The sequence below is a fragment of the Onishia taeanensis genome (genome assembly GCF_013349955.1).
Classification (GTDB): domain Bacteria; phylum Pseudomonadota; class Gammaproteobacteria; order Pseudomonadales; family Halomonadaceae; genus Onishia; species Onishia taeanensis_B.
In genome coordinates this window covers 377489-402491 of sequence record NZ_JABVXC010000001.1, presented here as the reverse complement: position 1 = coordinate 402491, position 25003 = coordinate 377489, and the positions used below count along the sequence as shown (strand labels likewise).

Sequence of the window (25003 nt, the reverse complement as noted above, 5' to 3'; positions counted from 1 at the left end):
CATTGATTTACCCTGATTGGGTATCTTTCCCCGGTCTCGCTTGCGTCTCGCATCGGGCGCCGGTTTCGCAGCAGGGATCATAGAGAGCACTTTCGCCATGCAAGAACTAGACACCGTCATCGAGTTGTCGCGGACTCAGTTCGCGGCGACGGCGTTGTACCACTATCTCTTCGTGCCGCTGACACTGGGGCTATCGGTGTTGCTGGCGACGATGGAGACCATCTACGTCATCACCGGCCGCGATATCTATCGCCAGATGACCCACTTCTGGTCGAAGCTGTTCGCCATCAACTTCGCCCTGGGCGTGGCCACCGGGCTGACCATGGAGTTCGAGTTCGGCACCAATTGGTCGACCTACTCGCACTTCGTCGGCGACATCTTCGGTGCACCGCTGGCCATCGAGGGTCTGATGGCATTCTTCCTCGAGTCGACCTTCGTCGGCCTGATGCTGTTCGGCTGGGGCAAGCTGTCCCGCGGCAAGCACCTGCTGGTGACCTACATGGTCGCGTTGGGCTCCAACCTCTCGGCGCTGTGGATTCTGGTCGCCAACGGCTACATGCAGAATCCCGTCGGCTCGGTGTTCAATCCCGACACCATGCGCATGGAGCTGACCAGCCTGCCCGACCTGATCTTCAGCCCGGAAGCACAGGCCAAGTTCGTGCATACCAGCATTGCCGGCTACGTGACCGCGGCGATCTTCGTGGTGGGCATCAGCGCCTTCTACCTGCTGCGCCGCCGCCATATCGAACTGGCCAAGCGCTCCTTCCGGGTCGCCGCGCTGTTCGGCGTATTCGCCACCGTCGGCGTGATTTCGCTGGGCGACGCCCTGGGCTTCATCAACGGCAGTGCCCAGCCCACCAAACTGGCTGCCATGGAAGGGCTGTGGGAGACCGCCGAGGCGCCTGCTGGCTTCAATCTGATCGCCTGGCCCAACCAGGAGGAGAAGCGCAACGACTTCGAGTTGCAGGTGCCCTACCTGCTCACCCCGCTGGTCACCCATACCTTCGACGAGTCGATTCCCGGCGTGAGCGACCTGGAAGTCGATGCCGAGGCGAAGATCCGCGACGGTATCCCGGCGCTGACCGCGCTTAAGGCTCTGCGCGAAAATCCGGACGATGCCGAGGCGCGCGCGACCTTCGACGCCCATCAGGACAACCTGGGCTATGCGCTGCTGGTCCAGCGCTATGTCGAGGACGTCTCCCAGGCCACCGATGCGCAGATCGCCAAGGCGGCGGCCGATACCATCCCGCCGGTGGCACCAGTGTTCTGGTCGTTCCGGGTGATGGTGGTGGCGGCCTTCTTGATGATGGCCTTCCTGATCCTTGCGGTCATCTATTCGCTGCGCGGCACCCTGCATCGGCATAACGGGTTCCTGCGCCTGGCACCGTGGATGATTCCGGTGCCCTTCATCGCCAACGAGGCAGGCTGGATCGTTGCCGAACTGGGTCGCCAGCCGTGGACGGTCTACGGTCAGCTGCCGACCTGGCTGTCCGCTTCCACCCACAGCGTCGGTTACATGATCTTCTCGCTGGTCGGCTTCGTACTGCTCTACACCCTGTTCATCGTCATCGAGATGTTCCTGATGGTGAAATTCATTCGCCTGGGGCCGAGCGAAGACAGGCGCGAATCGCCTGTCGAACCGACCCAACGTCATTCATCCCAGTGGAGCGAGGCCTAAGCCATGGATCCGTACATACTACTCAAGGTGACCTGGTGGGTACTGCTGGGCGTGCTGTTGATCGGCCTGGCGGTGATGGTCGGCATGGACATGGGGGTCGGCGCCGCACTGCGCTACCTGGGCCGCACCGACGGCGAGCGCCGCGCGGTGATCAACATGATCGCCCCGCACTGGGACGGCAATCAGGTGTGGTTCATTCTCGGCGGCGGCGCCGTGTTCGCCGCCTGGCCGACCATCTACGCCACTGCCTTCTCGGGGCTCTATGTGGTCATGCTGGTGCTGCTGTGGTCGATGATCGTGCGTCCGCTGGGCTTCGAGTACCGCAGCAAGCTGCCCAGTGATCGCTGGCGCGGGGCCTGGGACTGGATGCTGTTCGTCTCCGGCGCGGTGCCGATGATCGTCTTCGGCGCGGCGATGGGTAACATGCTGCAAGGCGTGCCCTTCCACTTCACCTGGAACATGATCTCCTACTACACCGGCAGCTTCATCACCCTGTTCAACCCCTTCGCCGTGCTGTGCGGGGTGATGTCGCTGGCGCTGGCGCTCTATCAGGGCGGGACGATGGTGATGAATCGCGGTACCGGGGTGATTCGCGAGCGCGCCTGCCGGCTGGTCACCGTCGCCGGTCTGACGGCTCTGGCGGTGTTCTCCATCTGCGGCATCTGGGTTTCGATGATGCATGGCTACGAGATCACCGCGGGGGGCGATCCGGCCGGCCCGGCATTGCCGCTCAACAAGACGGTGGAAACCGCGTCCGGCGCCTGGCTCGCCAACTATGTGGCGCATCCGGCGCTGTGGCTGGTTCCGGCGGCGGTCTACCTGGCCGTGCTGGGCGGCATCGCCGCGGCGCGCGCCGGCCTGTCGCACCTGGCCTGGTGGCTGGGCGCGCTGGCCTGGGCCGCCACCCTGGTCACCTTGGGCGCGGCGATGTTCCCGTTTTTGATGCCGTCGTCCAGCGAGCCTAGCCACAGCCTGACCGTGTGGGACGCCTCCTCGAGCCTGGGGACGCTTGGCTGGATGCTGGCCTTCACCCTGGTCTTCATTCCGATCATCGCCATCTACACCAGCTGGGCCTTCTGGGTGATGCGCGGCAAGGTGACGCCGGAATCGATCGCCCACGACGAACACGCCTACTGATTGCGGAGCGCACCATGAAACATGTCCTGATCTTTCTCTTCTGGCTGCTCGTCGCCGTGGTGGCGATCGCCCTGACCATCGTGCTGGGCGAGCGTGGCGCCTGGTACTTCGCCTGGGTGCTGGGCACGGTGATGATCGTGCTGATCGCGGCGGCGGGTACGGCGATCATCGATGCCCGCTACGATGAGCATCAAGACGACCAGTACTGAACGATCTCTCGTTCAGCCCGTACTCCGACGCCCCGGCCCCGGCCATGGCCGGGGCGTCGGCGTTCCAGGGGGGTAACCCATCAAGCCTTCGATTGTCCCTTGATCAGCTCGCTGATCAAGCGCCGGCCCGGGTGCAGGTGGTCGGCCAGGGTGCGTTCTACCGGCAGCGGCTCGTCGCAGATGCGTGAGGCGATCACCTCGGCACAGAGCGGGGCGCTGGCAAGCCCGCGAGAGCCGTGGGCGGCGCTGATCCACAGCCCCGGGTGATGGGAACCTGGCGTGTCGGGGATGCGCCGGGAATCCTTGGCAAGGGCCGAATAGTCTTCGCGCCAGCGTGCGGCGTCCGGCACCGGGCCGGCATACGGGGTCTTGTCGGGGCTCGCCGCGCGGACCGCCACCCGCCCGTCGAGCTGTTCCGGCGCCAGGTCGACGCCGGCCTTTCTGAGTGCCGCCGTGAAGTGCGGCAGGCTCGCCTCCAGTTCGGCAAGATTCGCTGCATGATCGGCCTCGCGCAGGGCGGTGTCGGTGTCATGGGGCGCGAAGGTGGCGCCGAAGCTCAGTATGCCGTCCGTCGCCGGGGGCACATAGCCGCCGGCGCAGATCACCCGCGAAAGCCTTGGCAGGTCAATGCCTTTGGGCAGTCTGACGGCGCTGACCTGGCCGCGGATCGGCTGCAGCGGCAGTGCGGCGGTCTGTGCGAAGCGGTTGGCCAGCGCCGCCGTGGCCACCACCACCTGATCGGCGACGATTGTCTCGTCGTCCTTGAGCGTCAGCGTCCAGCCTCCCTCATGTGTCGCGGGGCGAGCACCTGGCGTGATTTCGCTGACCTCGCCTCGGTGCAGGGTGATGCCCGGCGTCGCGGCAAGGCGGGCGCACAATAGATCCGGCCGCACCCAGCCGGCGCCGGCATAGTCGAGCCCCGGCGAGTCGATGGCCACCCCCGCGCGCGCGGAGGCCGCCTCGGCGTCAACGCCCGCGACGACGTCCTCTGGCAGCGTATGGTTGGCGAGAAAGCGCGCCTGGCGCTTGGCTTCCCGCTCGTTGGTGGCCAGCTGCAGCACGCCGCAGTCGTCCCAGAAGGTGCGCTCAGGGTCCAGGGTCGTCAGCCAGCGCCGGCTGTACAGGAGCCCCGAGAGATACACCCGGCTCTGGGCGTTGGTCTCGGCGGCGAGCTTCACGTAGAGCGCGCCCTGGCGGTTGCCCGAGCCGCCGGCGCCGGGGGCCTCGCGCTCGATCAGGGTCACCGCCACGCCGCGTCGCGCCAGGGCCTCGGCCACCGTGGTGCCGGCGAGTCCGGCGCCGATCACCGCGACGTGTCGAGCGGGCTGCGCCGAGGGCGGCGTGAACCAGGGCGTGTTTGGGCGAGGGTCATGGTGGGGTGGCGCGTCGATTTCGCCGGCGAGCATCTCGCGCTTGCGCCCGTGCCCTGGCACCTTGCGCCAGGCAAAGCCTGCTGCCGTGAGGCCGCGCTTGACCACGCCGGCGCAGGTAAAGGTGGCAAGGGTGGCGCCTGGCCGGCTGGCGCGGGCCATGGCGGTGAAGAGCGCGGGCTGCCACATATCCGGGTTCTTGGACGGCGCGAAGCCATCCAGGAACCAGGCATCGACGCGACCATCGAGCTGGCCCAGGCGCTCGGCGCTGTCGCCGAAGTGCAGGTCCAGGGTCACTCGTGCGCTCAAATGCAGCCGATGCACGCCGGCCAGCGGCGCCGGCCATTGGGCCGCTAGGCGGCCCGCCTTGTCGTGAAAATCTGGCCAGGCGGCCAGTGCCCGCTCGAGGTCGTCCCGGCTCATCGGGAAGCGCTCGGTGGAGACCAGATGCAGCCGCGCCGTGGCCGGCGCGTGACGCTCGAAGGCGGCCCAGGCACACAGCATGTTGAGGCCGGTGCCGAAGCCGGTCTCGCCGATCACGAAGGGCCGCGGGCCCTGCCAGGCTGCAAACCGCTCGGGCAGGCGGTTGGCATTGATGAAGACGTGCTCGGTCTCGGCGCGACCGTCGTGACGCGAGAAGTAGACATCATCGAAAGCGCTGGAGTGGGGCGCCTCGCTGTTGGTGTCGTCCCTCGGCCAGTCGAGGTGCGCGACGTCTAGGGCGGCCAGGGGAGGCAGGGGGGCGGGGCGGTCGTCGGCGGCACTCAAGGCTTGGGCTCCGGAAATCGGCAGGATGAATCGGGGTCAGGCTTATCGGGACAGGGCTTGTTCAGACGGGGTTTTATAGACAGCGCTCTTCGTGAAAGCGCTGCTGCGAGTCGCCATAATGCAAACACGGCTGGTTAAAAAATAACCAGTTTCGCCAACGGGGCGTCTTGGCTGACTTATGGCAAGGCGTCCGCGGGCTTTCAACAAACTTTTCCACAGCCACTGTGCAAAACTGGCTGTGGAAAACGCGGGTGGATAAGGAGGGCGACAGGCGGCCTCGGGCGTCGTTCAGGGCAGCACTTTCTTGAACGGTTTGACGGTCACCTTGGCGTAGACGCCGGCGATCACGTAGGGGTCGGCGTCGGCCCAGGCCTGAGCGGTGGGCAGATCCTCGAATTCGGCGACCACCAGGCTGCCGCTGAAACCGGCGTCGCCCGGGGTTTCGGCGTCAACCGCCGGGTGCGGGCCGGCCAGCACCAGGCGGCCTTCGTCGCGCAGCTTCTCGAGGCGGGCCAGGTGGTCGGGACGGGCGGCCATGCGCCATTCGAGGCTGTTATTCACATCTTCACTGATGATGGCGTAGAGCATCGCAGTTTCCTTCGATGGATGGGGCAGGAAGGCGCCGTCGCACCTGAAATTGACCGCAACCGGCGCGGCGCGCACCATGGTAGTCCTATTCTGACAAAGTCGCCTGCCGGCGTCATGCCGATGAACGAGACTCACGTGTCACCTCCCACACCCGCTGCTCCCGCTTTCCAGGCGGAGACTCCGCTTGCCGATGCCCAGGGCATCGACTTTCACATGCACTCCACGGCATCTGACGGTGCGCTGTCGCCCGCTGCCTTGATGTCGCTGTGCCATGAGCGTGGCCTTACCCGGCTGTCGCTCACCGATCATGACACCCTGGATGGCGTTGCCGAGGCGCAAGAGGCCGCCGATGCGCTGGGCATGACGCTGCTGCCGGGGCTCGAGCTGTCATCGCAATGGCAGGGCATGAACATTCATGTGGTGGGCCTTTTGCCCCAGGGGGCGCAGGGCAGCCTGGTCGCTGGCCTCGAGGCGCAGGCCAAGGCGCGAGTGACTCGCGGTGAAGAGATCGCCCGACGCATGGAGAAGCTGGGGCTTCACGATGCCCTGGCCAAGGCGCGAGCCCAGGCCGGTAGTGATCGTCCACTGGGACGCCCGGATTTCGCGCGGGCGATGGTCGCCGATGGCCTGGTCAAGGACATGGGTACGGCCTTCAAGAAGTATCTGGGCAGCGGCAAGCGCGGCGACGTCAAGGCCGGCTGGCCGTACCTGTCCGAGGTGGTCGAGTGGATCAATGATGCCGGCGGTGTGGCGGTGTTGGCGCATCCACTGCGCTATGGCCTGACCCGTCGCAAGCGTGGGCTGCTGCTGGATGCCTTCACCGCCGCCGGCGGCGAGGCCTGCGAGCTGGTCAGCGGTTTCCAGAACGCCGATGTGACCCGCGACCTGGCACGCCAGCTCGATGAACGGGGCCTGTATGGCTCGCTGGGCAGCGACTTTCACTTTCCCGGTGGGCCGGTGGCGCCGGGCAGCATGAGCCCGGTGCCGCGCACTGCGCTGCGCCCCGTCTGGCAGCACCCCCGTCTGGCTGCGCTTCTCGCTGAGGCGGCCTGACCTGCGGTTTATCATCATGGATCATGCAACTCAGGAGCGAGCATGACGCAATTCTTCCAGCTGCACCCCGACAATCCCCAGAAGCGCCTGATCGACCAGGCGACCGAGATCATCCGCAAGGGCGGCGTGGTGGCCTATCCCACCGACTCCGGCTACGCGCTGGGCTGCCACCTGGGCGACAAGAAGGCCATCGAGAAGATCAAGTGGCTGCGCTCGCTGGATGACAAGCACAACTTCACCCTGGTCTGCTCGGACCTGTCGACGATCGGTACCTACGCCAAGGTCGACAACGCAGTGTTCCGGCTGCTGAAGACTCATACGCCGGGGCCCTACACCTTTATCCTCAATGCCACCAGCGAGGTGCCACGCTTGCTGCTGCATCCCAAACGCCGCTCGATCGGCGTGCGGGTGCCGGATCATCGCATCACCCACGCGCTGCTCGAGACGCTCGGTGAGCCGTTGATGAGCGTGACTCTGATTCCGGTCGGCGAGGAGTTGCCGATGACGGATGCGGAGGAGATCCGCGAGCGCTTCGGCGCCCATCTGGACCTGGTCATCGACGGTGGCGCCTGCCACCTGGAACCGACCAGCGTGATCGATCTGCGCGACCTGCCGCCGGTGATTGTGCGCGAAGGGCGTGGCGATCTGGCACCCTTCCAGGTCTGAACTGCTGCCGGGGCGGCGCCAGCGCTGGTGTCGCCCCGGCTGTCCCGCGAGTCTTAGTCCTTCTCTGAGCCCTTATCCGGGGCCTTATCCGGGGCCTTATCGTCGTCCTCTTCTTTCGCTCGCGCTTCCTCTTCTTCTCGCTCTGCTTCTTCGCGACGCTCGGCCTCGCGTGGGTCTTCGGTATTTTCGTCGAGCCAGGTTCCGCACTTCATACAATACTTGGCTTTTTCCTCGTGGCGGTCGTAGCCGCAACCCGGGCAGGCTTCATCGGAATAGCGATCGGCACGGATAGAGCGGATCACTTCGGCCGAGAACACCCCGGTAGGGATGGCGATGATCGAGTAACCCATCAGCATCACCGTCATCGAGATGAACTGGCCCAGCGGCGTGGTGGGGGTGATGTCGCCATAGCCGACCGTGGTCAGGGTGACGATGCCCCAGTAAATGGATTTGGGAATGCTGGTAAAGCCGGCCTCCGGCGGCTCGATCATGTAGACCAGCGAGCCGAAGATGGTCACCAGCATGAATACCGTGAACAGGAACAACAGGATCTGATGCGAGCTACGCTTGAGCGCCTCGATCAAGAGCCGGCCTTCGCCGACGAATTGCATCAGCCTGAGGACCCTGAAGATGCGCAACACCCGCAGCAGACGGATCACCACCAGCGAATGTGCGCCGGGAAGCAGCAGCACCAGCCAGGTCGGCAGGATCGAAATAAGATCGATGATGCCGTAGAAGCTTCTCAGGTAGCGGGCCGGTCGCTCCAGGCAGTAAAGGCGAACCAGCAGTTCCAGCGTAAAAAGCCCGGTGAAGCCCCATTCCGCTGCCGCGAACAACTGGCCATAGGCGGCGTTATAGCTCGGTACGCTGTCGAGCAGCACCACCGTTACGCTTGCCAGAATCAGGCCGATCAGCACGATATCGAAGCCCTTGGCCAGCCGGGTATCCGATTCGAAGATGACCTGAAAGATCCGGGTGCGCAGGCCTTCGCCGGCGGGTTTGAGAGTGGGGAACAAGGGACCTCCCAGTCCTGGAGTTAAGAGCGAGCCTTTGGACGCAGGGCAACGGGGCCGGTGTTCAGGTGCGCGCGTCCTTCAGGCCCGTACGCTCGTCAGGCTGGCGCATAGAGGGCGCGCGCCAGCGCAAGGGCCGCTTGGCCGAAGGCTACATCGAGCCAGGCATCGTCTTGTGCTGCCTGATGGTTCAGGGCCGCGAGCAGTGAGGCGGCCGGGCTCGTCAGCCGATCATCGCCCAGGGCGACCAGCCGGTCCAGCGACTGGCGGGCCTCGTCCTTGAAACGAGCGTCCTGACTGTCGGCCAGGGCGTCCAGCGCCAGGATGGCGCGCTCAAAGAGCGCCGCCGGATCGTCGTCGGCCTCTGGCAGTGGCCACTGGCCCTCGCCCAGGGCTGCGCCGCGAGCCGCCTTGCTGGCCGTGGCGGGGCGCAGCGGCACCGAGGCAGCGAACTCGTCGGCCAGCGCCCACAGGGCCGCGGGGTCACCGTCCTTGAGCTCGAGTTCCAGTTCGCGAATCGTCGCCCGGCGCCCGCCCGCCTGGACCTCGCCGTCATCCAGCGCCACCTCGATGCGCCCCTGCTCGACGTCGACGATCCAGGTGCGGCGGGAGAAGTCGGTAGCGAAGCGCGGCGCCAGGGCGGCGAGTGTCTCGTCGCCCAATGCCTGCATGGGCGCCAGGGTCTTGAGCCCGTCGAGGTCCAGCCGGTTCTCGTCGATCGGCCATTCCCATTCGCCACGCACCGAAAGCCCGCCCTGACCGTTGCCGGTGGTCTTCAGGGTCTGTACCCGGCCCTTGCCGGTATCGCGGATGCGCAGGGCCACGCGCGCAGCTTCCAGGGCGCCATCCGGGGTATCGAAGTAGGTGTTGGCAAGGATGCGGTCTTCGGTGGGGAGCGCCGCCAGGCGAGGATGGCGGCGCAGTCGCTCGGGACCTTCTGGCGGTAGCGCGAGCTTGAGTTCGATTTCCTGGCTCATGGCCGATGCTTCCTATATGACAAATTGGTGAATTCTTTATGACGTCGGTCGATGCCACCACTATAATGTCCGCGCCATTTCCAACGCGAATCGCTTACCTACCATGGTGACATCTAATCCGTTTTCGGCGATCTTCGGTCGCTCGCCCTTCCAGCCGCTGCTTTTGCATATCGTCAAGGTCAGCGAGTGCGCCGACGAGCTGCTGCCGTTCTTCGAGTCCACCCTGAGCGGTGACTGGGAGGCGGCTGAGCGCCATCGTGGCGCCATCACCCGCATCGAGCACGAGGCCGATGAGCTCAAGACCGAGCTGCGCCTGAACCTGCCCAATACCATGTTCCTGCCGGTCTCCCGCTCGGACCTGTTGGATCTGATCAGTGTGCAGGACAAGATCGCCAACAAGGCCCGCGACATCACCGGCATCATGCTTGGCCGGCAGATGCAGGTGCCCGAGTCGCTGGCGCCGACGATGCGCGACTACCTGCGTACCTCGGTGGCCGCCGTGTCCCAGGCCCGTAAGGCCCTCGAAGAACTCAAGGATCTGCTCGAGTCGGGGTTCGGCAGCAACGTTGCCGATGTCATGCAGAACCTGATTCGCGAGCTGCACTCCCTCGAGCACCAGGCCGACGACCAGCAGGTGGCCATTCGTCGCCAGCTGTTTCAACTCGAGAGCGAGCTGCCGCCGGTCGACGTGATCTTCCTCTACAAGATCATCGACTGGGTCGGCGAGCTCTCCGACGGTGCCGAGCGCGTGGGCAGCCGCCTCCAGGTGCTGACCGCCCGCTGATTCACACTCTCGAACCCTCCGCCCCACGCCCACGGTGAGTGCTCTGCGACGCACTCGCCAAGGACAGGCGCATCGAGGCGTGTTTCGGCGGGTCTTCAGTCATCCCTAAGGATGTAGCTTTTATGTCGATCATTGCGCAACACGGCGACATCTTCATTATTCTGGCCTGTGTCTTCGGCTTCTTCATGGCCTGGGGCGTGGGGGCCAACGACGTGGCCAACGCCATGGGCACGTCGGTGGGCTCGCGGGCCATCACCATCAAGCAGGCGATCTTCATCGCCGTGATCTTCGAGTTCCTGGGCGCCTGGCTCGCCGGTGGCCAGGTCACCGAAACCATTCGCAAGGGGATCATCGACCCGGCGCTGCTCGAGAGTGATCCCCAGCTGCTGGTCTACGGCATGCTGGCCTCCTTGCTGGCCGCCGGGACCTGGCTGCTGGTGGCTTCGATGCGCGGCTGGCCGGTGTCGACCACCCATTCCATCGTCGGCGCCATCGTCGGCTTCGCCATGGCTGGCCTCGGTCTCGAAGCCGTTGGCTGGGGCAAGGTCGGTCAGATCGCCGCCAGCTGGGTGGTGTCACCGCTGATGTCGGGCTCGATTGCCTTTATGTTGTTCAAATCCGTACAGCATCTGATCTTCGAGAACCGCGACCCCTTCGCTGCCGCCAAGCGCTATGTGCCGATGTACATCTTCCTGGTCGGCTTCATCGTCGCCATGGTCACCCTGACCAAGGGCCTTAAGCATGTCGGCTTCGATCTCAGCTTTGGCGTCAGCCTTGCCTACGCGGTGCTGATTGGCCTCGCCGTGATGGCGCTGGGTGGCGTGCTCGAGCGTCGCGTCAGCCGGAACCGCAGTGAGGATGATGCCTTTGGTTTCGGCGGTGTGGAGCGCGTCTTTGCAGTACTGATGCTGTTCACTGCCTGTGCCATGGCCTTCGCCCATGGCTCCAACGATGTCGCCAACGCCGTTGGCCCGCTGGCCGCAGTGATCAGCGTGGTCTACAGTCACGGCGACGTCGGCGGGGCTTCGCTGGTGCCCTGGTGGGTGCTGGTGCTCGGCGGCGGCGGCATCGTGGTCGGCCTGGTCACCTATGGCCACAAGGTCATCGCCACCGTCGGCACCGGCATCACCGAGCTGACGCCGAGCCGAGGCTTCGCCGCCACCCTGGCCGCCGCTACTACCGTGGTGCTGGCCTCGGGTACCGGCCTGCCGATTTCGACCACCCATACCCTGGTCGGTGCGGTGCTCGGTGTGGGCCTGGCTCGCGGCATGGCGGCGCTCAACCTGCGCGTGATCGGCACCATCGTCATGTCCTGGCTGATCACTCTGCCGGCCGGCGCCTTCCTGGCGATCATGTTTTTCTTCATGTTCAAGGGCATGTTCGGCTAAGCGCAGTAATTTGCTGCTGCGCGCGATGCAAATTCCTCGCGCTTAGCGCGCTTGCCAGTCGTCATAAGGCGGCACCGCGAGGCGGTGCCGCCTTTTTTCGCCCTCTGTTATAGTCATGTCTGGCGGGCATGCTGCCCGATTTCACCCTCTAGCTGCCGGAGTGCGGCCCTTGAATACGCGCTTTCCCTTCGTCGATTGGTTTCGTCAGTCATCGCCCTACATCAATGCCCACCGAGGACGAACCTTCGTGGTGCTGATCGAGGGCGAGGCGATGGCGGCGGGTCACAGCGAATCGCTGATTCAGGATCTGGCGCTGCTGCATACCCTGGGCGTGCGGCTGGTGCTGGTGTTCGGCATTCGCCCCCAGGTCAATGCGGCGCTGGCCGAGGAAGGCATTACGCCACGACGCGAGGAGGGCCGCTGGGTGGCGGATGACGCCATCATGGCTCGGGTCGAGCGCATCGCCGCCGAGCAACGGCTGTGGTTCGAGGCGCGGCTGTCGCTGGGGCTGCCCAATACGCCGCTGCACGGCATCGAGCTGACGGCGGTCTCCGGTAACCTGGTAATGGCCAAGCCGCTGGGTGTGCGCAACGGCCTGGACTTCGCCCGCAGCGGCGAGGTGAGGCGGGTGCGCGCCGAGGCGATCGACGCCTTGCTCGAGCAGGGCTCGCTGGTGTTACTGCCGCCGCTCGGGTTCTCGAGCACCGGCGAGGTTTTCGATCTGGACGCCGCCGAAGTCGCCCAGCAGGCTGCGGTGGCACTTGGTGCCGACAAGCTGGTGCTGCTGGGCGAAGCCGAGGGCCTGCATGACGGCAGCGGGGCTCTGCAGCGCCAACTGACCCCGGCCGAGGCCGAACCGCTGGTGCACGAGGCGGCGCCGGGTAGCGAGCTTTCTCGCCACCTGGTAGCAGCCTGTGCCGCGGCACGGCATGGTGTGGCCCGCACGCACCTGCTTTCCTGGCATGACAGCGACGCCCTGCTAGGCGAGCTGTTCACCCGCGACGGCGTGGGCACCATGATCACCGAGCATCGCTACGAGCAGCTGCGGGACGCCGAGCTAGGCGACGTCGGCGGCCTGCTCGAACTGCTCGAGCCCCTGGAGCGGCGCGGCATGCTGGTGCCGCGTTCCCGAGAGCGCCTGGAGCACGAGATCGAGGACTACCTGGTCATCGAGCGCGACGGCATGATCATCGGCTGCGCCGCCCTGCATGAGTATCCGGATGCTCACATGGGCGAACTGGCCTGCGTGGCGGTGCATGGCGATTACCGTGGCGGCAGTCGCGGCGAGCGGCTGCTGGCCGACGTCGAACGTCGCGCCCGGCGCCGCGGGCTTTCGGCGATGTTCGCGCTGACCACCCATACCGCCCACTGGTTTATCGAAAAGGGCTTCGAGCTCGCCGATATCCACGACCTGCCGCCGCTCAAGCGCGATGCCTACAACCATGCCCGCAAGTCAAAGATCCTGCTCAAGGCCCTGAGCTGATCACAGGCGGCGGCCCTGAGTGGCAGCCGCCTGTCCGTCTTTTGCATTACCCTGTCGCCACGCCACGCATGTTTCTGGCTTGAATGCCGTGCGGTGAGTCCGCCACCTGCGTTGCTGCTATAGGGGCCATGCGGGCTCTTTGCGAGGGTCCGTTACGAAAGCCCAAGGCGAGCACCTGTGGCATGGGGGCCTCAGTATGCGTGTCGCCGTCAGCGACAGCGGGAGCAGCGAATGTCGCCAAAAGAGTACATGGTAACTATTTGATTTAATAAGTTTTTTCCATTTGCCGTGCTATGACGTCGCCAATTGGAGACGAAAACCGCGGGTCGCGGACGACTTTTCCCCCCTTTGAGAGCTTCATTGGCCTGATTGGCATAGGTGTTTGTTTTTAAGTTGTTGAAAATAAATATCTTTGTGGGTTTTTGGCACGCTCCTCGCAATACATTAAGCGAGCAAGCAAGGGATTCGGTTCATCACGGCTCGAACCGTTTCCTGGCCGGCCTGACAGGGCGCATTTACTTACCCTGTGCATGTCACCCGATCGGGTCGGTCGTGTCTGCTCCACGCGATGTGTGACTGATGTAGCGATGAGACGGGTACCGCCGACAGGCAAGGAACGGTACCGCTACGGGCAAGGATGCTCTCGGCAAGGATGCCTCGCCCCCTCGGGGGCTGAATCCGGCGGCGACGCGCAAGCGGCGCTGCCACCTGAACGAAGAGGGGATGCGTCCCCACACATGACGGCCAGCTTCTGGCGAGTGACGATACCGTCGTGTGACTTCGGGGCTTAGGCCCAGAAAGAATGTCGACCAGTCCGCCCAGACGCGTCTGCTCCCCCGACATTGTTTCACCTGAAGTTCCCTGCGTATTGGGCCGGCTCTGCCGGCCCTCTTTTTTTGTCTATTCCTTGGCATGGCTCGGCGTGTCCAAGCCGTGACCATGCTCCCGACCGGGTTCATGCCTCCGACCAGGCCCGGTAAGCCGTGAAAGGTCGCGGTCGTTCCCGGCAACTCTGGTATCCTGCAGTGGTAAGCCCCATGACATCGTCCCAACTCCTTCTGCAAAGAACCCTTGTCATGACCACTCAGGTCTCGCGCCGCTGGCGCCCCCGTTCCCTGCTGCAACTGGTACTACTGGCCTTTCTGGTGGTGATGCTGCCGCTGGGTATCTTGATGTTCCAGGCCGGTCAGGCGCTCTCCGAATTGACCCGGCTCGCTGACGACAGCGCTCGGCAGGCGGTCGAAGAAACTCGCCGCGCCCGGACACTGTCTTCGCTTGCCGTGGAGATGGAGCGCAGCGCTCGCCAGTACGCGGTGCTGGAGGAGCCCGGCCTGCGCGAGATCTATACCCAGCGAGCCGACGAATTCGAGGCAATGCTGGCCAGGCAGCGGTTGTTGATGCCCGATAACCCCGACGCTCAGGCACTCGCCAACCGCATCGATAGCCTCAAGACCCTGCTCGATGCCCCGGTGGACGACATCCAGTCCCGGCTCGACGAGTTCGTGCCCTTCGCCCAGCGCACCGAGGCCGTGCGCCAGGCGACCAACCGGCACATCGACGCGCGCATCGAACGTATCCGCGAACAGGCCGGTGGCGTGCAGACCCGCCTGTGGCTGCAGACCACGGCATTGGTCTCGGCGAGCCTGGTGCTGATGCTACTGTTCACCTGGTTGATCATTCGCCCGATTCGCCAGCTCGAACGACGCATCCTGAGCCTGGGTAGCGCCGGTCAGCCTGCGCCCTCGAAGGGGCTTCAGGGGCCGGCGGAGCTGGTGCAGCTCGACGAGCGGCTCGATTGGCTGTCGGCACGGCTGGATGAGCTGGAGGCCCAGAAGCGTCAGTTCCTGCGCCACATGTCCCACGAACTCAAGACGCCGCTGGCAAGCGTCAGGGAAGGCACGGCGCTGCTTTCCGACGGGGTGGCCGGCGAGCTGAGCGCGCGCCAGCACGAGATCCTCGAGCTGATCGAGGCCAGCGGCGAGGAGCTTCAGCGCCTCATCGAACAGCTGCTCGACTACAATTTGCTTCAGCACCATGCCGAGGCCAGCGTCAAGCGATTCGATGTCACCACGCTGATCAAGGAGCTGCTGGCCAAGCATCAGCTGGCCCTGGATGCCAAGGGCATACAGGTGAAGTGGCGCGACCGGCCGCTGGCCTGGCAAGCCGACCGCACCGCCACCGGGCGCATCCTCGATAACCTTTTGTCCAATGCCATTGCCTATGGCGAGGACGGCGGGATGCTTGAGCTGCGGGCCCAGCAGCGCGGCGACCTGCTTCTGCTGGAAGTGGCCAACAGCGGCGATGAGATTGGCGATGAAGACCGCGAGCGGCTCTTCGATCCCTTCTACCAGGGACGTGCCCGGCGCAAAGGGCCGCTCAAGGGCTCGGGAATCGGCCTGTCGGTGGCCGCCGACTGTGCCAAGGCCCAGCAGGGGCACCTGGAACTGGTCGACGATGCTCGTCTGGCGGTGTGTTTCCGCCTGACCTTGCCCTGGCAGACATGCAATGCGCAGGGCGTGAATCAGCAGGACACGAATACGATAATGATGCCGTCACCTCAGCACCGTGCGGCAGACGCAGACGCAAGGAACTCATGACCCATGCTGTACCGCACTCTGACGGGGCTGGTCGCCGTTTCACTGCTGGCAGGATGCCAGTGGCTGCCGGCGCAAACGTCCTCCACGCCACCGACGCTGACGGAACTGCCCGCCGGTTGCCAGGACGAGTGGCCTAGCCTGACCGTAAATGCCTGCCAGACCGAGGCCTGGGTGGCCTTCGGGCTGGCCTCCCTGCGTGGCGATCGTGACTGGCGTGACCGCCAACTGGCGCGCCTCGATGGCGACGATACCCAGGAGCGCCTGGTCCGTGCTGTGGTGCTTTCCTGGGGCAGCGAAAGCGAATGGAATCAGGCTTCGGAGCTCTACAAGGCCGATCTGGCCAAGGCACCAGAGGAGCTGCAGCCGCTGCTACGTTACTGGCTCAATGAGCTCGAAGGGCGCCGTGCCCTGTCCGCCAAGCTGGCCGAGCAGCGCCAGGCACGCCAGGCGCTGGCCGACGAAAACACCGCTCAGGCCGAGCAGCTGGACGAGATGGCCGCCAAGCTGGAGGCCCTGAGCGATATCGAGCAAAGCATCAACCTGCGACAGCAGGCCCCCTGAGGCGTGATGCGCCGGGTGCCTGGCCAGGCTTCGTCTGAAAAGAAGGGAGATCACCGTGAAAGACGCCGCGCAACTGACCGGCGCCCTCAAGGGCAGCAAACCCATCGCCCATATCCTGCTGGTCGATGATGATGCCAGCTTGCTCAGGCTGTTGGGCATGCGGCTGGAAAGCCGTGGCTTTCGCGTCACCACCGCCGACAGCGGCCGCATGGCGCTGGACCGCCTGGCCATTGAGCGCCCGGATCTGGTGCTCTCGGACCTGCGCATGGACGAGATGGACGGCCTGGCGCTGTTTCAGGAGATCCAGCGCCAGGCTCCGGGTCTGCCGGTGATCATTCTCACCGCCCATGGTTCGATCCCCGATGCGGTGAGTGCCACCCGCCAGGGGGTGTTCAGCTTCCTGACCAAGCCCGTCGACCGCGACGAGCTGTTCACGGCGATCGACGAGGCGCTGCTCCAGGCACCGGCCGCCAGCGACGGCGACGACGCCTGGCGTTCGGCGATCATTACCCGCAGCCCGCAGATGGAGCGTATTCTCGACCAGGCCCGCATGGTCGCCGGTGCCGATGTCAGCGTACTGGTCAGTGGGCCTTCGGGGTCGGGCAAGGAGCTGCTGGCGCGCGCCCTGCATGACGCCAGCCCCCGCGCCGACAAGCCGTTCGTCGCCATCAACTGCGGCGCCTTGCCCGAGCAGCTGTTGGAAAGCGAACTCTTCGGCCACGCCAAGGGAGCCTTCACCGGCGCGATCAGCCAGCACGAAGGGCTGTTCCAGGCCGCCGACGGCGGTAGCCTGTTCCTCGACGAAATCGGCGACATGCCGCTCTCCCTGCAGGTGAAGCTACTGCGCGTGCTGCAGGAACGTCAGGTCCGGCCGCTGGGCTCGACCGCCTCGGTGCCTGTCGACGTGCGTATCATCTCGGCCACTCACCGCGACCTGGACCGCGCCATGCATGAGGGCGACTTCCGGGAGGATCTTTACTACCGCCTCAACGTGGTCAACTTGCGCCTGCCGCCGCTCAAGGAGCGCGCCGAGGACGTGCCGCTGCTGGCCAAGCATCTGGTCAGCCAGGCCGCCGCCCGTCACAAGCCGTTCGTGAAGGGCTTCTCCACCGAGGCGCTGAACCTGCTGGCCTCGTCGGCCTGGCCCGGCAACGTGCGCCAGCTGGTCAACGTGGTCGAGCAGTGCGTGGCGCTGACCAGTGCGCCCATCATTCCCGAAGCGCTGGTCGCCCAGGCACTGGTGGCCGAGGAGAACGCCCTGCCGTCGTTCAATGACGCCCGCGCGAGCTTCGAGCGGGGCTATCTGATCAAGGTGCTGAAGATCACCGAAGGCAACGTCACCCAGGCCGCACGCATCGCCGGGCGCAACCGCACCGACTTCTACAAGCTGCTGGGCCGCCACGAACTCGAGCCCAGCAGCTTCAAGGCCGTGGCCAAGAGTGATGGCTGATTAGTCGGTCTCGTCCTGGCGCTCTGGCCCCGCGGGTTGGGCTGTGGCCTGGGACGGGTCCTGTGGTGAGGCCTGTGACGGGGCCGGCGCTGCCTTGAAGCGCCGCTTCACTTCCACCTTGAGCCTGCCTTCGCCCAGCCGTGCGGTCAGCTGCTGCCCCGGCTTTGTATCCTGGCTGCGCTGTATCACCCGACCCTCATCATCTGAAAGAATCGAGTAGCCGCGCCCGAGTACCGCCAGCGGGCTGACCGCCTGCAGCTCGCGGGCGAGCGACGACAGCCGTTGGCGATGTTCGGCGAGCTGGCGGGGCAGGGCCGCCTGAAGCCGGCTGTCGGCCTGAACGAGGCGCTGCCGGGCGCTATCCAACTGCTGGCGCGGGTCGAAGGCGTTCAGGCGGGCGCCGGCGTGCCGCTCGCGGGTGCGGGCCTCCATGAGCCGTGACTGCATGGCCCGCTGTAGGCGTCCCTCTAGCTGGCCAAGATGCGCGCGCTGCTGGGCGAGCCGCTCACCGGGGTGACGCAGTCGGGCGCGTAAGTGATCCAGACGCTGGGTCTCGGCGTCCAGCCGGCTGCGCTGGGCGCGGGCTAGGCGCGAAAGGGCGCTGTCGAGCCGCTGGCGCAGGGCCGCCTGGTCCGGCACCAGCCGCTCCGCTGCCGCCGAAGGCGTCGGGGCTCGCGCATCGGCGGCGAAGTCTGAAAGCGTGACATCGGTTTCGTGGCCCACCGCCGAAAGCACCGGCAGCCGGGAATGGAAAATCGCCCGGGCCAGATGCTCGTCATTGAAGGCCCACAGATCCTCGAGGCTGCCGCCACCGCGCGTCACCAGGATGGCGTCACGATCCGCATCGAAGCGCGCGTCGCGGTTGGCCAGCGCCAGGGCACGGATCATGGCCGGCGCCGCCTCCTTGCCCTGAACCGGCACCGGCAGCACGCTGACCCGGGAAAGCGGCCAGCGGGCGGCAAGCACCGCCAAGACATCGCGAATCGCCGCGCCGGTCGGCGAGGTCAGCACCAGTAGATGTCGCGGCGGGCAGGGCAGCGGGCGTGCATTGGCGAACACGCCCTCGGCGCCGAGCTGATGCTTCAAGCGCTCGAAGGCCGCCAGCAGGTCGCCCTGGCCGGTCGGCTGCACCGCCTCGACGATCATCTGATAATCGCCCCGGGGCTCGAAGATCGACACCTTGCCGCGCAGGCGTACCCGATCACCGTCGTTCAGCGGGCTGCCCACGAAGCGCGCGCGATTGCGAAACAGCGCGCACTTCAGCTGGGCGCGCTCGTCCTTCAAGGTGAAATAGACATGCCCTGAGGCCGGCCGCGCCACATTGGAAAGCTCGCCCTCGACCCAGCAGTCGCCGAAGTCGCGCTCCAGCATCAGCCGGGCACGGCGATTGAGTTCGCTGACGGAAAGGGCCTGGGGAGTGGGGGCGGACATGCGGTGTTCCAGCGCTCAAGGGTGGCTCGGCAGCGTAACACGAGCGCCATCGCGGGGGGCAGCAATGCGTTACAGCAGGGCGCTGGCGCCTTCGATTACCAGCAGGAGCCCGCCGAGTACGACCACGCCATCCAGGATCAACGAGTGCCAGCGCAGCGACAGCCGCCGCGACAGTCGCTTGGCGAGGAAGGTGCCGGGAACCGCGCAGGCGCCGATCAGCAGTGCCATCAGCCACAGCGCGGGCGGAAGCGCACCGGCCGCCTGGAATAGCGACACCTTGGCGATGCCCAGCAGCAAGGAAATGCCGGCATCGGTGGCGATCACGCTGGCCCCGCTCAACCCCGCCGAGAGCAGCAGCGAGATCAGCACCACCCCTGAGCCCGAGGTGCCGCCCATCAGCAGCCCGTAGCCGCCCGCGCCCAGCGCCAGCCCCGGCTTGCCAAGGTGGCCGTGGCGACGCACCAGCAGCGGCCGCAGCGGCACGATCGCGATCAGGAATAGCCCCAGCACCACGCTGATCATGGGCCCGGAGAGGCGGGTGTAGCCATAGGCGCCGAGCAGGCAGAAGGGCAGGGCGAAGGCCACCACCCAAAGCGCCCGGGCACGGTCGAACTGATGGCGAAAGGCGGCGACGCGACTGGCATTGGTGATCAGCGCCGAGAGACTGACCACCGGCACTACCGCCTCCGGCCCGATCATGGGAATCAGGATCGGCGGCAGCAGTAGCCCGGTGCCGTAACCGCTGATACCGCCAATGAGTGAGGCCAGAAAGGCGGTGGCGGCAACGCCGATAAGCTGTATGGCACTGATATCAAGGATCAAGATGTGCCTTACCGAGGAGTTGTCTTCGTCAAGGTGCTAGCTCTTCTTCACCTTATGAAAGTCTAGTTGTTCTTGTCGGGGTCTGAGTTGTTGATCATAACCCGGTGAGGCCGGCGGCTGCCGGTGGCAACGACCGCTTGCGGCTCGCCCCTAGGTTTTGTTTGAAAAGTCGACGAGCGAAGTCCAGGCAAGGCAAAAATTGGCGAAAGAGCGGACCGGGCTGGCGTACCAGTTTACGGGGTGTAAATGAGCATCTTGACCGGGCTGGCGCTCCAGCCGGTTTTTAACGCCGTATGGGCGAGCACAGTACTTTTCAGACATTGCCTAGGCGACCGTCTGGCCGAGGCGCTTTAGCAGCAGCGGCAGGCAAAGCACCAATATGGTGATGCGCAGCAGGTGGTGAGCGGTGACAAAGGCCGGGTCGATGCCCAGTGAAAGCGCCACCAGGCTCAGCTCCGGGGCGCCGCCGGGCATGTAGGCGAGCAGCGCGGCGGCAACCGAGATGCCGGCCAACTGCTGGGCGCCCCAGGCGGCGAGGCCTGCAATGACCAATAGCCCCAGGGCCTGAATAACCGCCATCGCCAGGGTGTGGCCGACCGTGGCAAGCGAGGTCCCGGTAAAGCGAACGCCCACCGACACGCCGATCAGCACCTGGGCCAGGGCGATCAGCGTGGGCGGTACCGCAGCATCGCTTACCCCGGAAAGGTGCAGCGCGGCCGAGGCCAGCGCCGGGCCGAACAGCAGGGCGTTGGGCAATCGCAGGCGCTTGCCCAGCCAAGCGCCGACAAGCCCCGCCGCGACCAGCCAGGCGGTATCCATCGCACCCGGCAGCCACAGCCAGTGTGCGATATCGGTGCGGTTTTCCGGCATGCTGACATGGCCAAACAGCGGCAGTGCCAGCGGGATGGCCAGCAGCAGGATCAGAATGCGTACCGCATGGGTCATGCCGACCACCCGCAGGTCGGCGCCGGATTCCAATGCCATCAGGGTGACCGCCGATACTCCCCCCGGCACCCCGGCGTAGAGGGACGTTTCCACCGAATAGCCGCCGATCCTGCGCGAGAACCACACCGAGAAGGCCATCATGACGCCGGTTGCCAGCAGCATGATGGCGAGACTCGCGCTCCAGGCCGCCACATCGATCTTGAGCCCCTGATGAAAGGCCGAGCCCAGCATGACCCCGATGACCACCAGCACCCCCTTGCGCCCGCGGCCGGGGGAGCGCAGCCGCGCCCCGCCAAGGCTGGCGATAGTGGTCGCAATCATGGCGCCCAGCAGCCAGGGCAGCGGCAGGTCTAGTTGGAAGGCGATGGCGCCGCCGGCAAGCCCCAGGGCAAGCGTGGGGAAAAAGCGGCACAGGGCGACGAAACGAGAGATGAGGGGGTTATTCAAGCGTCGGTGACCTCCTGTCGTGAGCGTGAGCCTTTTACGGCATGCCAAGGCAGGGTGAGCCGCACGCGATGATCTGCCATGGAAAAGCCTTGTGCGACATTTTCGCGCGGCGGCCTTGCGGATAACAGCCTTGCGACGTTTTTTCGGCGCTTTCGCCGCCTGTTCGAGCGCCCGCGACCGGCCCCGCGGCGGTTGAGGATGGCATGATGACGGGCGTGGTGACAGGGGCATGGTGGCTTGCCTGACGACAAGCAGAGCGGTCAGCTTGACGGCGGGTGAGGGGTATCACGAATCCTGCCGGGCGAACAGGTTTTCATCCAGGACCCGGATTGATGGAAGGTGGGGCTCGGCGTTATAATGGTTGATTAACTTCCCCTCACCACATCCTCCATCTGCTCAACATTGGGTGTTGCCGATATGTTACGTATGGCGCAAGAAGCTCTTACGTTCGATGACGTATTACTCGTTCCCGGCTACTCGGATGTCCTCCCCAAGGACGTCAGCCTCAAATCCCGCCTGACCCGCAATCTCGAACTGAACATCCCGCTCTGCTCGTCCGCCATGGATACCGTGACCGAAGCCCGTCTGGCGATTGCCATGGCGCAGGAAGGCGGCATCGGCATCATCCACAAGAGCATGACCATCGCCGGCCAGGCGGCCGAGGTGCGTAAGGTCAAGAAGCACGAGAGCGTGATCGTCAAGGATCCGGTGACCGTTGGCCCCAAGGCCAAGCTCACCGACCTGCTGGCGATGGCCGACGAGTACGGCTACTCCGGTTTCCCGGTGGTCGAGGGCGAGACCCTGGTCGGTATCGTCACCGGTCGTGACATGCGTTTCCAGCCGGACCACAGCGACAGCGTCGAAGCGATCATGACGCCGCGCGAGAAGCTGGTCACCGTGCCGGTCGGCACGCCGCTCGAGCAGATCAAGACCAAGCTGCAGGAAAACCGCATCGAGAAGATCCTGATCGTCGATGACGAGTTCCGCCTGCGCGGCCTGGTCACCGTGCGCGACATCGAGAAGGCACGCACCTACCCGAGCGCCGCCAAGGACAGCGACGGCCGCCTGCTGGTCGGCGCCGCCGTCGGCACCGGCCCGGAAACCCCGGACCGCATCGCCGCACTGGTCGAGGCCGGCGTCGATGCCATCGTCGTCGACACCGCCCACGGCCACTCCAAGGGCGTGATCGACCGCGTCGCCTGGGTCAAGGAGCACTTCCCCGAGGTGCAGGTGATCGGCGGCAACATCGCCACCGCCGATGCCGCTATCGCCCTGGCTGAAGCCGGCGCAGACGCCGTCAAGGTCGGCATCGGCCCCGGTTCCATCTGCACCACCCGTATCGTCGCCGGTGTCGGCGTGCCGCAGATCACCGCGGTGGCCAATGTCGCCGAGGCGCTCAAGCCCTACGATATCCCGCTGATCGCCGATGGCGGCGTGCGCTATTCCGGTGACCTGTCCAAGGCCATCGCCGCAGGCGCTAGCTGCGTGATGATCGGCGGCCTGCTGGCCGGTACCGAGGAAGCGCCGGGCGAAGTCGAGCTCTACCAGGGCCGTACCTACAAGGCCTACCGCGGCATGGGTTCCATGGGCGCCATGTCCCAGACCCAGGGTTCCGCCGACCGCTACTTCCAGGACAAGTCCGAAGGCGCCGAGAAGCTGGTGCCGGAAGGCATCGAAGGCCGCGTGCCCTACAAGGGCATGATGAGCGCCATCGTTCACCAGCTGATGGGCGGCCTGCGCGCTTCCATGGGCTACACCGGCTGCCGCAGCGTTCTGGAGATGCGCACCAAGCCGGAATTCGTGCAGATCACCGGCGCCGGCTTCAACGAGTCTCACGTTCACGACGTGCAGATCACCAAGGAAGCCCCGAACTATCGGGCCAGCTGATCACAGCATGCGCTAGACGGCGGCGGGGCTTATCCCCGCCGTTCGTTTTTTGACCCGCTGGTTGACCGACCCAGGACCTAACTCGGTTTCTCCACCAGCGAGCTTTTGGACTGGCTTGCGGCCTCACAGAGATGTTTTCTTCATGACCGATATTCACGCCCACAAGATCCTGATCCTCGACTTCGGCTCCCAGTACACTCAGCTGATCGCCCGCCGCGTGCGCGAGATCGGCGTGTACTCCGAAGTGCGCGCCTTCGATATCACCGAAGACGAGATTCGCGAGTACAACCCCAACGGCATCATCCTCGCCGGTGGCCCGGAGTCCGTCACCGAGCTCGGCTCGCCCCGCGCGCCCCAGTGCGTGTTCGAGATGGGCCTGCCGGTACTCGGCATCTGCTACGGCATGCAGACCATGGCCGAGCAGCTCGGCGGCAAGGTGGCCGGCTCCAACAAGCGCGAGTTCGGCTACGCCCAGATTCGCCTGGACGCCGAAACCGCGCTGTTCAAGAACATCTCGGATCACATCGACCACGACAGCGGCAAGAGCCTGCTCGACGTGTGGATGAGCCACGGTGACAAGGTCGCCGAAGTGCCGGACACCTTCACCGTGACCGCCTCCACCCCGAGTTGCCCGATCGCCGCCATGAGCTGGGAAGAGAAGCGCTTCTTCGGCGTGCAGTTCCACCCCGAGGTGACCCATACCCTGCAGGGCCAGCGCATCCTCGAGCACTTCGTGCTGGATATCTGCCAGTCCGAGCGTCTGTGGACTCCGGCCCAGATCATCGAAGACCAGGTCGAGCGCGTGCGCGAGCAGGTCGGCGACCGCCACGTGTTGCTCGGCCTGTCCGGTGGCGTCGACTCCTCTGTGGTTGCCGCGCTGCTGCACAAGGCCATCGGCGATCAACTGACCTGCGTGTTCGTCGACAACGGCCTGCTGCGCAAGGCGGAAGGCGACCAGGTGATGGAAACCTTCGGCCAGCACATGGGCGTCAAGGTGATCCGCGTCGATGCCGAAGACCTCTTCCTCGGCAAGCTTGCAGGCGTCAACGACCCGGAAGCCAAGCGCAAGATCATCGGCAACACCTTCATCGACGTGTTCGATACCGAGGCCGCCAAGATCGAAGGCGTCGACTTCCTGGCCCAGGGCACCATCTACCCGGACGTGATCGAGTCCGCCGCCAGCAAGACCGGCAAGGCACACGTGATCAAGTCGCACCACAACGTGGGTGGCCTGCCCGAGACCATGAAGCTCAAGCTCGTCGAGCCGCTGCGCGAGCTGTTCAAGGACGAGGTGCGCAAGCTCGGCGTCGAGCTCGGCCTGCCCTACGACATGGTCTACCGTCACCCCTTCCCGGGGCCGGGCCTGGGCGTGCGCATTCTCGGCGAAGTGAAGAAGGAATACGCCGACATCCTGCGTGAGGCGGATGCCATCTTCATCGAAGAGCTGCACAACGCCGGCTGGTACCACAAGACCAGCCAGGCCTTCGCCGTCTTCCTGCCGGTGAAGTCCGTGGGCGTGGTCGGCGATGGCCGCCGCTACGAGTGGGTGATTGCCCTGCGTGCCGTCGAGACCATCGACTTCATGACCGCCCGCTGGGCGCACCTGCCGTATGAGCTCTTGGAGAAGGTCTCCAACCGCATCATCAACGAGCTGGAAGGCGTCTCCCGCGTGACCTATGACGTGAGCAGCAAGCCGCCCGCGACGATTGAGTGGGAGTGATCGCCAGGGCAAGGCGGATGAGCGCCGCC

General features: G+C 65.4%; 19 protein-coding genes and 1 pseudogene. 13 read left to right on the top strand and 7 right to left on the bottom strand.

The genetic code is table 11. The annotated features are described in order from the left end of the window. The first annotated feature begins 97 nt into the window (after nucleotides 1-97). Genes HUS66_RS01835 through HUS66_RS01825 form a run of 3 tightly spaced genes read left to right on the top strand, consistent with a single transcriptional unit; the run spans nucleotide 98 to nucleotide 3024 of the window. Nucleotides 98-1678 (top strand): cytochrome ubiquinol oxidase subunit I, encoded by a 1581-nt coding sequence (locus tag HUS66_RS01835; RefSeq protein WP_175069260.1) that lies wholly within the window; start codon nucleotides 98-100, stop codon nucleotides 1676-1678. 3 nt (nucleotides 1679-1681) lie between these two features. Then, a complete protein-coding gene (cydB, locus tag HUS66_RS01830) occupies nucleotides 1682-2815 on the top strand; it encodes a cytochrome d ubiquinol oxidase subunit II (protein ID WP_175069259.1) in 1134 nt (377 codons plus the stop codon). A 14-nt stretch (nucleotides 2816-2829) separates the two neighbouring features. Further along, nucleotides 2830-3024 (top strand): hypothetical protein, encoded by a 195-nt coding sequence (locus HUS66_RS01825; protein WP_175069258.1) that lies wholly within the window; start codon nucleotides 2830-2832, stop codon nucleotides 3022-3024. An 80-nt stretch (nucleotides 3025-3104) separates the two neighbouring features. Here HUS66_RS01825 and mnmC read toward each other — a convergent pair whose 3' ends face one another. Next, on the bottom strand, nucleotides 3105-5162 hold the full coding sequence (mnmC, locus tag HUS66_RS01820; RefSeq protein WP_175069257.1) for a bifunctional tRNA (5-methylaminomethyl-2-thiouridine)(34)-methyltransferase MnmD/FAD-dependent 5-carboxymethylaminomethyl-2-thiouridine(34) oxidoreductase MnmC: 2058 nt from the start codon (nucleotides 5160-5162) through the stop codon (nucleotides 3105-3107). A gap of 288 nt (nucleotides 5163-5450) precedes the next feature. Continuing rightward, the gene (locus HUS66_RS01815) at nucleotides 5451-5750 is read right to left on the bottom strand and encodes a YciI family protein (protein WP_175069256.1); all 300 of its coding nucleotides are present in this window, start codon (nucleotides 5748-5750) and stop codon (nucleotides 5451-5453) included. A 213-nt stretch (nucleotides 5751-5963) separates the two neighbouring features. On the opposite strand from HUS66_RS01815, the gene HUS66_RS01810 reads away from it, so the two are divergent. Both HUS66_RS01810 and HUS66_RS01805 read left to right on the top strand, forming a co-directional pair. Next, a complete protein-coding gene (locus HUS66_RS01810; RefSeq protein ID WP_254628662.1) occupies nucleotides 5964-6803 on the top strand; it encodes a PHP domain-containing protein in 840 nt (279 codons plus the stop codon). A 42-nt stretch (nucleotides 6804-6845) separates the two neighbouring features. Continuing rightward, nucleotides 6846-7469, top strand: coding sequence for an L-threonylcarbamoyladenylate synthase (locus tag HUS66_RS01805; protein ID WP_175069254.1), 624 nt, complete (start codon nucleotides 6846-6848; stop codon nucleotides 7467-7469). A 53-nt stretch (nucleotides 7470-7522) separates the two neighbouring features. Here HUS66_RS01805 and HUS66_RS01800 read toward each other — a convergent pair whose 3' ends face one another. After that, complete coding sequence (locus HUS66_RS01800; RefSeq protein ID WP_175069253.1) at nucleotides 7523-8485, bottom strand: ion transporter; 963 nt, start codon at nucleotides 8483-8485, stop codon at nucleotides 7523-7525. Between the two features lie 95 nt (nucleotides 8486-8580). Beyond that, a complete protein-coding gene (locus HUS66_RS01795) occupies nucleotides 8581-9459 on the bottom strand; it encodes a CYTH domain-containing protein (protein WP_175069252.1) in 879 nt (292 codons plus the stop codon). Nucleotides 9460-9562: 103 nt separating this feature from the next. On the opposite strand from HUS66_RS01795, the gene HUS66_RS01790 reads away from it, so the two are divergent. From HUS66_RS01790 to glrR, 6 genes are all read left to right on the top strand, one after another. Beyond that, complete coding sequence (locus HUS66_RS01790; RefSeq protein ID WP_175069251.1) at nucleotides 9563-10243, top strand: TIGR00153 family protein; 681 nt, start codon at nucleotides 9563-9565, stop codon at nucleotides 10241-10243. Nucleotides 10244-10365: 122 nt separating this feature from the next. After that, complete coding sequence (locus tag HUS66_RS01785; protein ID WP_175069250.1) at nucleotides 10366-11631, top strand: inorganic phosphate transporter; 1266 nt, start codon at nucleotides 10366-10368, stop codon at nucleotides 11629-11631. A 169-nt stretch (nucleotides 11632-11800) separates the two neighbouring features. After that, nucleotides 11801-13114 carry an amino-acid N-acetyltransferase gene (gene argA, locus HUS66_RS01780; protein WP_175069249.1) on the top strand — a complete coding sequence of 438 codons (1314 nt, stop codon included), beginning with the start codon at nucleotides 11801-11803 and terminating at the stop codon, nucleotides 13112-13114. A 1076-nt stretch (nucleotides 13115-14190) separates the two neighbouring features. Then, nucleotides 14191-15711: a sensor histidine kinase gene (locus HUS66_RS01775; protein WP_175069248.1), complete on the top strand. Its 1521-nt coding sequence runs from the start codon at nucleotides 14191-14193 to the stop codon at nucleotides 15709-15711. Nucleotides 15712-15714: 3 nt separating this feature from the next. Next, nucleotides 15715-16272 (top strand): hypothetical protein, encoded by a 558-nt coding sequence (locus tag HUS66_RS01770; RefSeq protein ID WP_175069247.1) that lies wholly within the window; start codon nucleotides 15715-15717, stop codon nucleotides 16270-16272. Between the two features lie 55 nt (nucleotides 16273-16327). Beyond that, complete coding sequence (glrR, locus tag HUS66_RS01765) at nucleotides 16328-17722, top strand: two-component system response regulator GlrR (RefSeq protein ID WP_282847830.1); 1395 nt, start codon at nucleotides 16328-16330, stop codon at nucleotides 17720-17722. Nucleotides 17723-17815: 93 nt separating this feature from the next. On the opposite strand, the pseudogene xseA reads toward glrR, so the two are convergent. The 3 genes and pseudogenes from xseA to HUS66_RS01750 all read right to left on the bottom strand — a co-directional run. Beyond that, nucleotides 17816-19153: pseudogene (gene xseA / locus HUS66_RS01760) on the bottom strand (exodeoxyribonuclease VII large subunit); the annotation flags it as partial. Nucleotides 19154-19222: 69 nt separating this feature from the next. After that, on the bottom strand, nucleotides 19223-19975 hold the full coding sequence (locus HUS66_RS01755; protein WP_175069245.1) for a sulfite exporter TauE/SafE family protein: 753 nt from the start codon (nucleotides 19973-19975) through the stop codon (nucleotides 19223-19225). A 324-nt stretch (nucleotides 19976-20299) separates the two neighbouring features. After that, nucleotides 20300-21367 (bottom strand): AbrB family transcriptional regulator, encoded by a 1068-nt coding sequence (locus tag HUS66_RS01750; protein WP_254628642.1) that lies wholly within the window; start codon nucleotides 21365-21367, stop codon nucleotides 20300-20302. Between the two features lie 417 nt (nucleotides 21368-21784). Between HUS66_RS01750 and guaB the strand changes: the two genes are divergently transcribed. Together guaB and guaA are read left to right on the top strand one after the other, a co-directional pair. After that, nucleotides 21785-23254 (top strand): IMP dehydrogenase, encoded by a 1470-nt coding sequence (guaB, locus tag HUS66_RS01745; RefSeq protein ID WP_175069243.1) that lies wholly within the window; start codon nucleotides 21785-21787, stop codon nucleotides 23252-23254. Between the two features lie 142 nt (nucleotides 23255-23396). Beyond that, nucleotides 23397-24974, top strand: coding sequence for a glutamine-hydrolyzing GMP synthase (gene guaA, locus HUS66_RS01740; RefSeq protein WP_175069242.1), 1578 nt, complete (start codon nucleotides 23397-23399; stop codon nucleotides 24972-24974). The last annotated feature ends 29 nt before the right edge of the window (nucleotides 24975-25003 follow it).

Bases quoted from the DNA above. Each gene is read 5' to 3' on its own strand.
- HUS66_RS01835 (WP_175069260.1), top strand. From the start codon at position 98: ATGCAAGAACTAGACACCGTCATCGAGTTGTCGCGGACTCAGTTCGCG.
- HUS66_RS01815 (WP_175069256.1), bottom strand. From the start codon at position 5,750: ATGCTCTACGCCATCATCAGTGAAGATGTGAATAACAGCCTCGAATGG.
- HUS66_RS01825 (WP_175069258.1), top strand. From the start codon at position 2,830: ATGAAACATGTCCTGATCTTTCTCTTCTGGCTGCTCGTCGCCGTGGTG.
- HUS66_RS01795 (WP_175069252.1), bottom strand. From the start codon at position 9,459: ATGAGCCAGGAAATCGAACTCAAGCTCGCGCTACCGCCAGAAGGTCCC.
- guaA (WP_175069242.1), top strand. From the start codon at position 23,397: ATGACCGATATTCACGCCCACAAGATCCTGATCCTCGACTTCGGCTCC.
- guaB (WP_175069243.1), top strand. From the start codon at position 21,785: ATGTTACGTATGGCGCAAGAAGCTCTTACGTTCGATGACGTATTACTC.
- HUS66_RS01805 (WP_175069254.1), top strand. From the start codon at position 6,846: ATGACGCAATTCTTCCAGCTGCACCCCGACAATCCCCAGAAGCGCCTG.
- HUS66_RS01770 (WP_175069247.1), top strand. From the start codon at position 15,715: ATGCTGTACCGCACTCTGACGGGGCTGGTCGCCGTTTCACTGCTGGCA.
- cydB (WP_175069259.1), top strand. From the start codon at position 1,682: ATGGATCCGTACATACTACTCAAGGTGACCTGGTGGGTACTGCTGGGC.
- HUS66_RS01775 (WP_175069248.1), top strand. From the start codon at position 14,191: ATGACCACTCAGGTCTCGCGCCGCTGGCGCCCCCGTTCCCTGCTGCAA.
- HUS66_RS01810 (WP_254628662.1), top strand. From the start codon at position 5,964: ATGCACTCCACGGCATCTGACGGTGCGCTGTCGCCCGCTGCCTTGATG.
- HUS66_RS01785 (WP_175069250.1), top strand. From the start codon at position 10,366: ATGTCGATCATTGCGCAACACGGCGACATCTTCATTATTCTGGCCTGT.
- HUS66_RS01790 (WP_175069251.1), top strand. From the start codon at position 9,563: ATGGTGACATCTAATCCGTTTTCGGCGATCTTCGGTCGCTCGCCCTTC.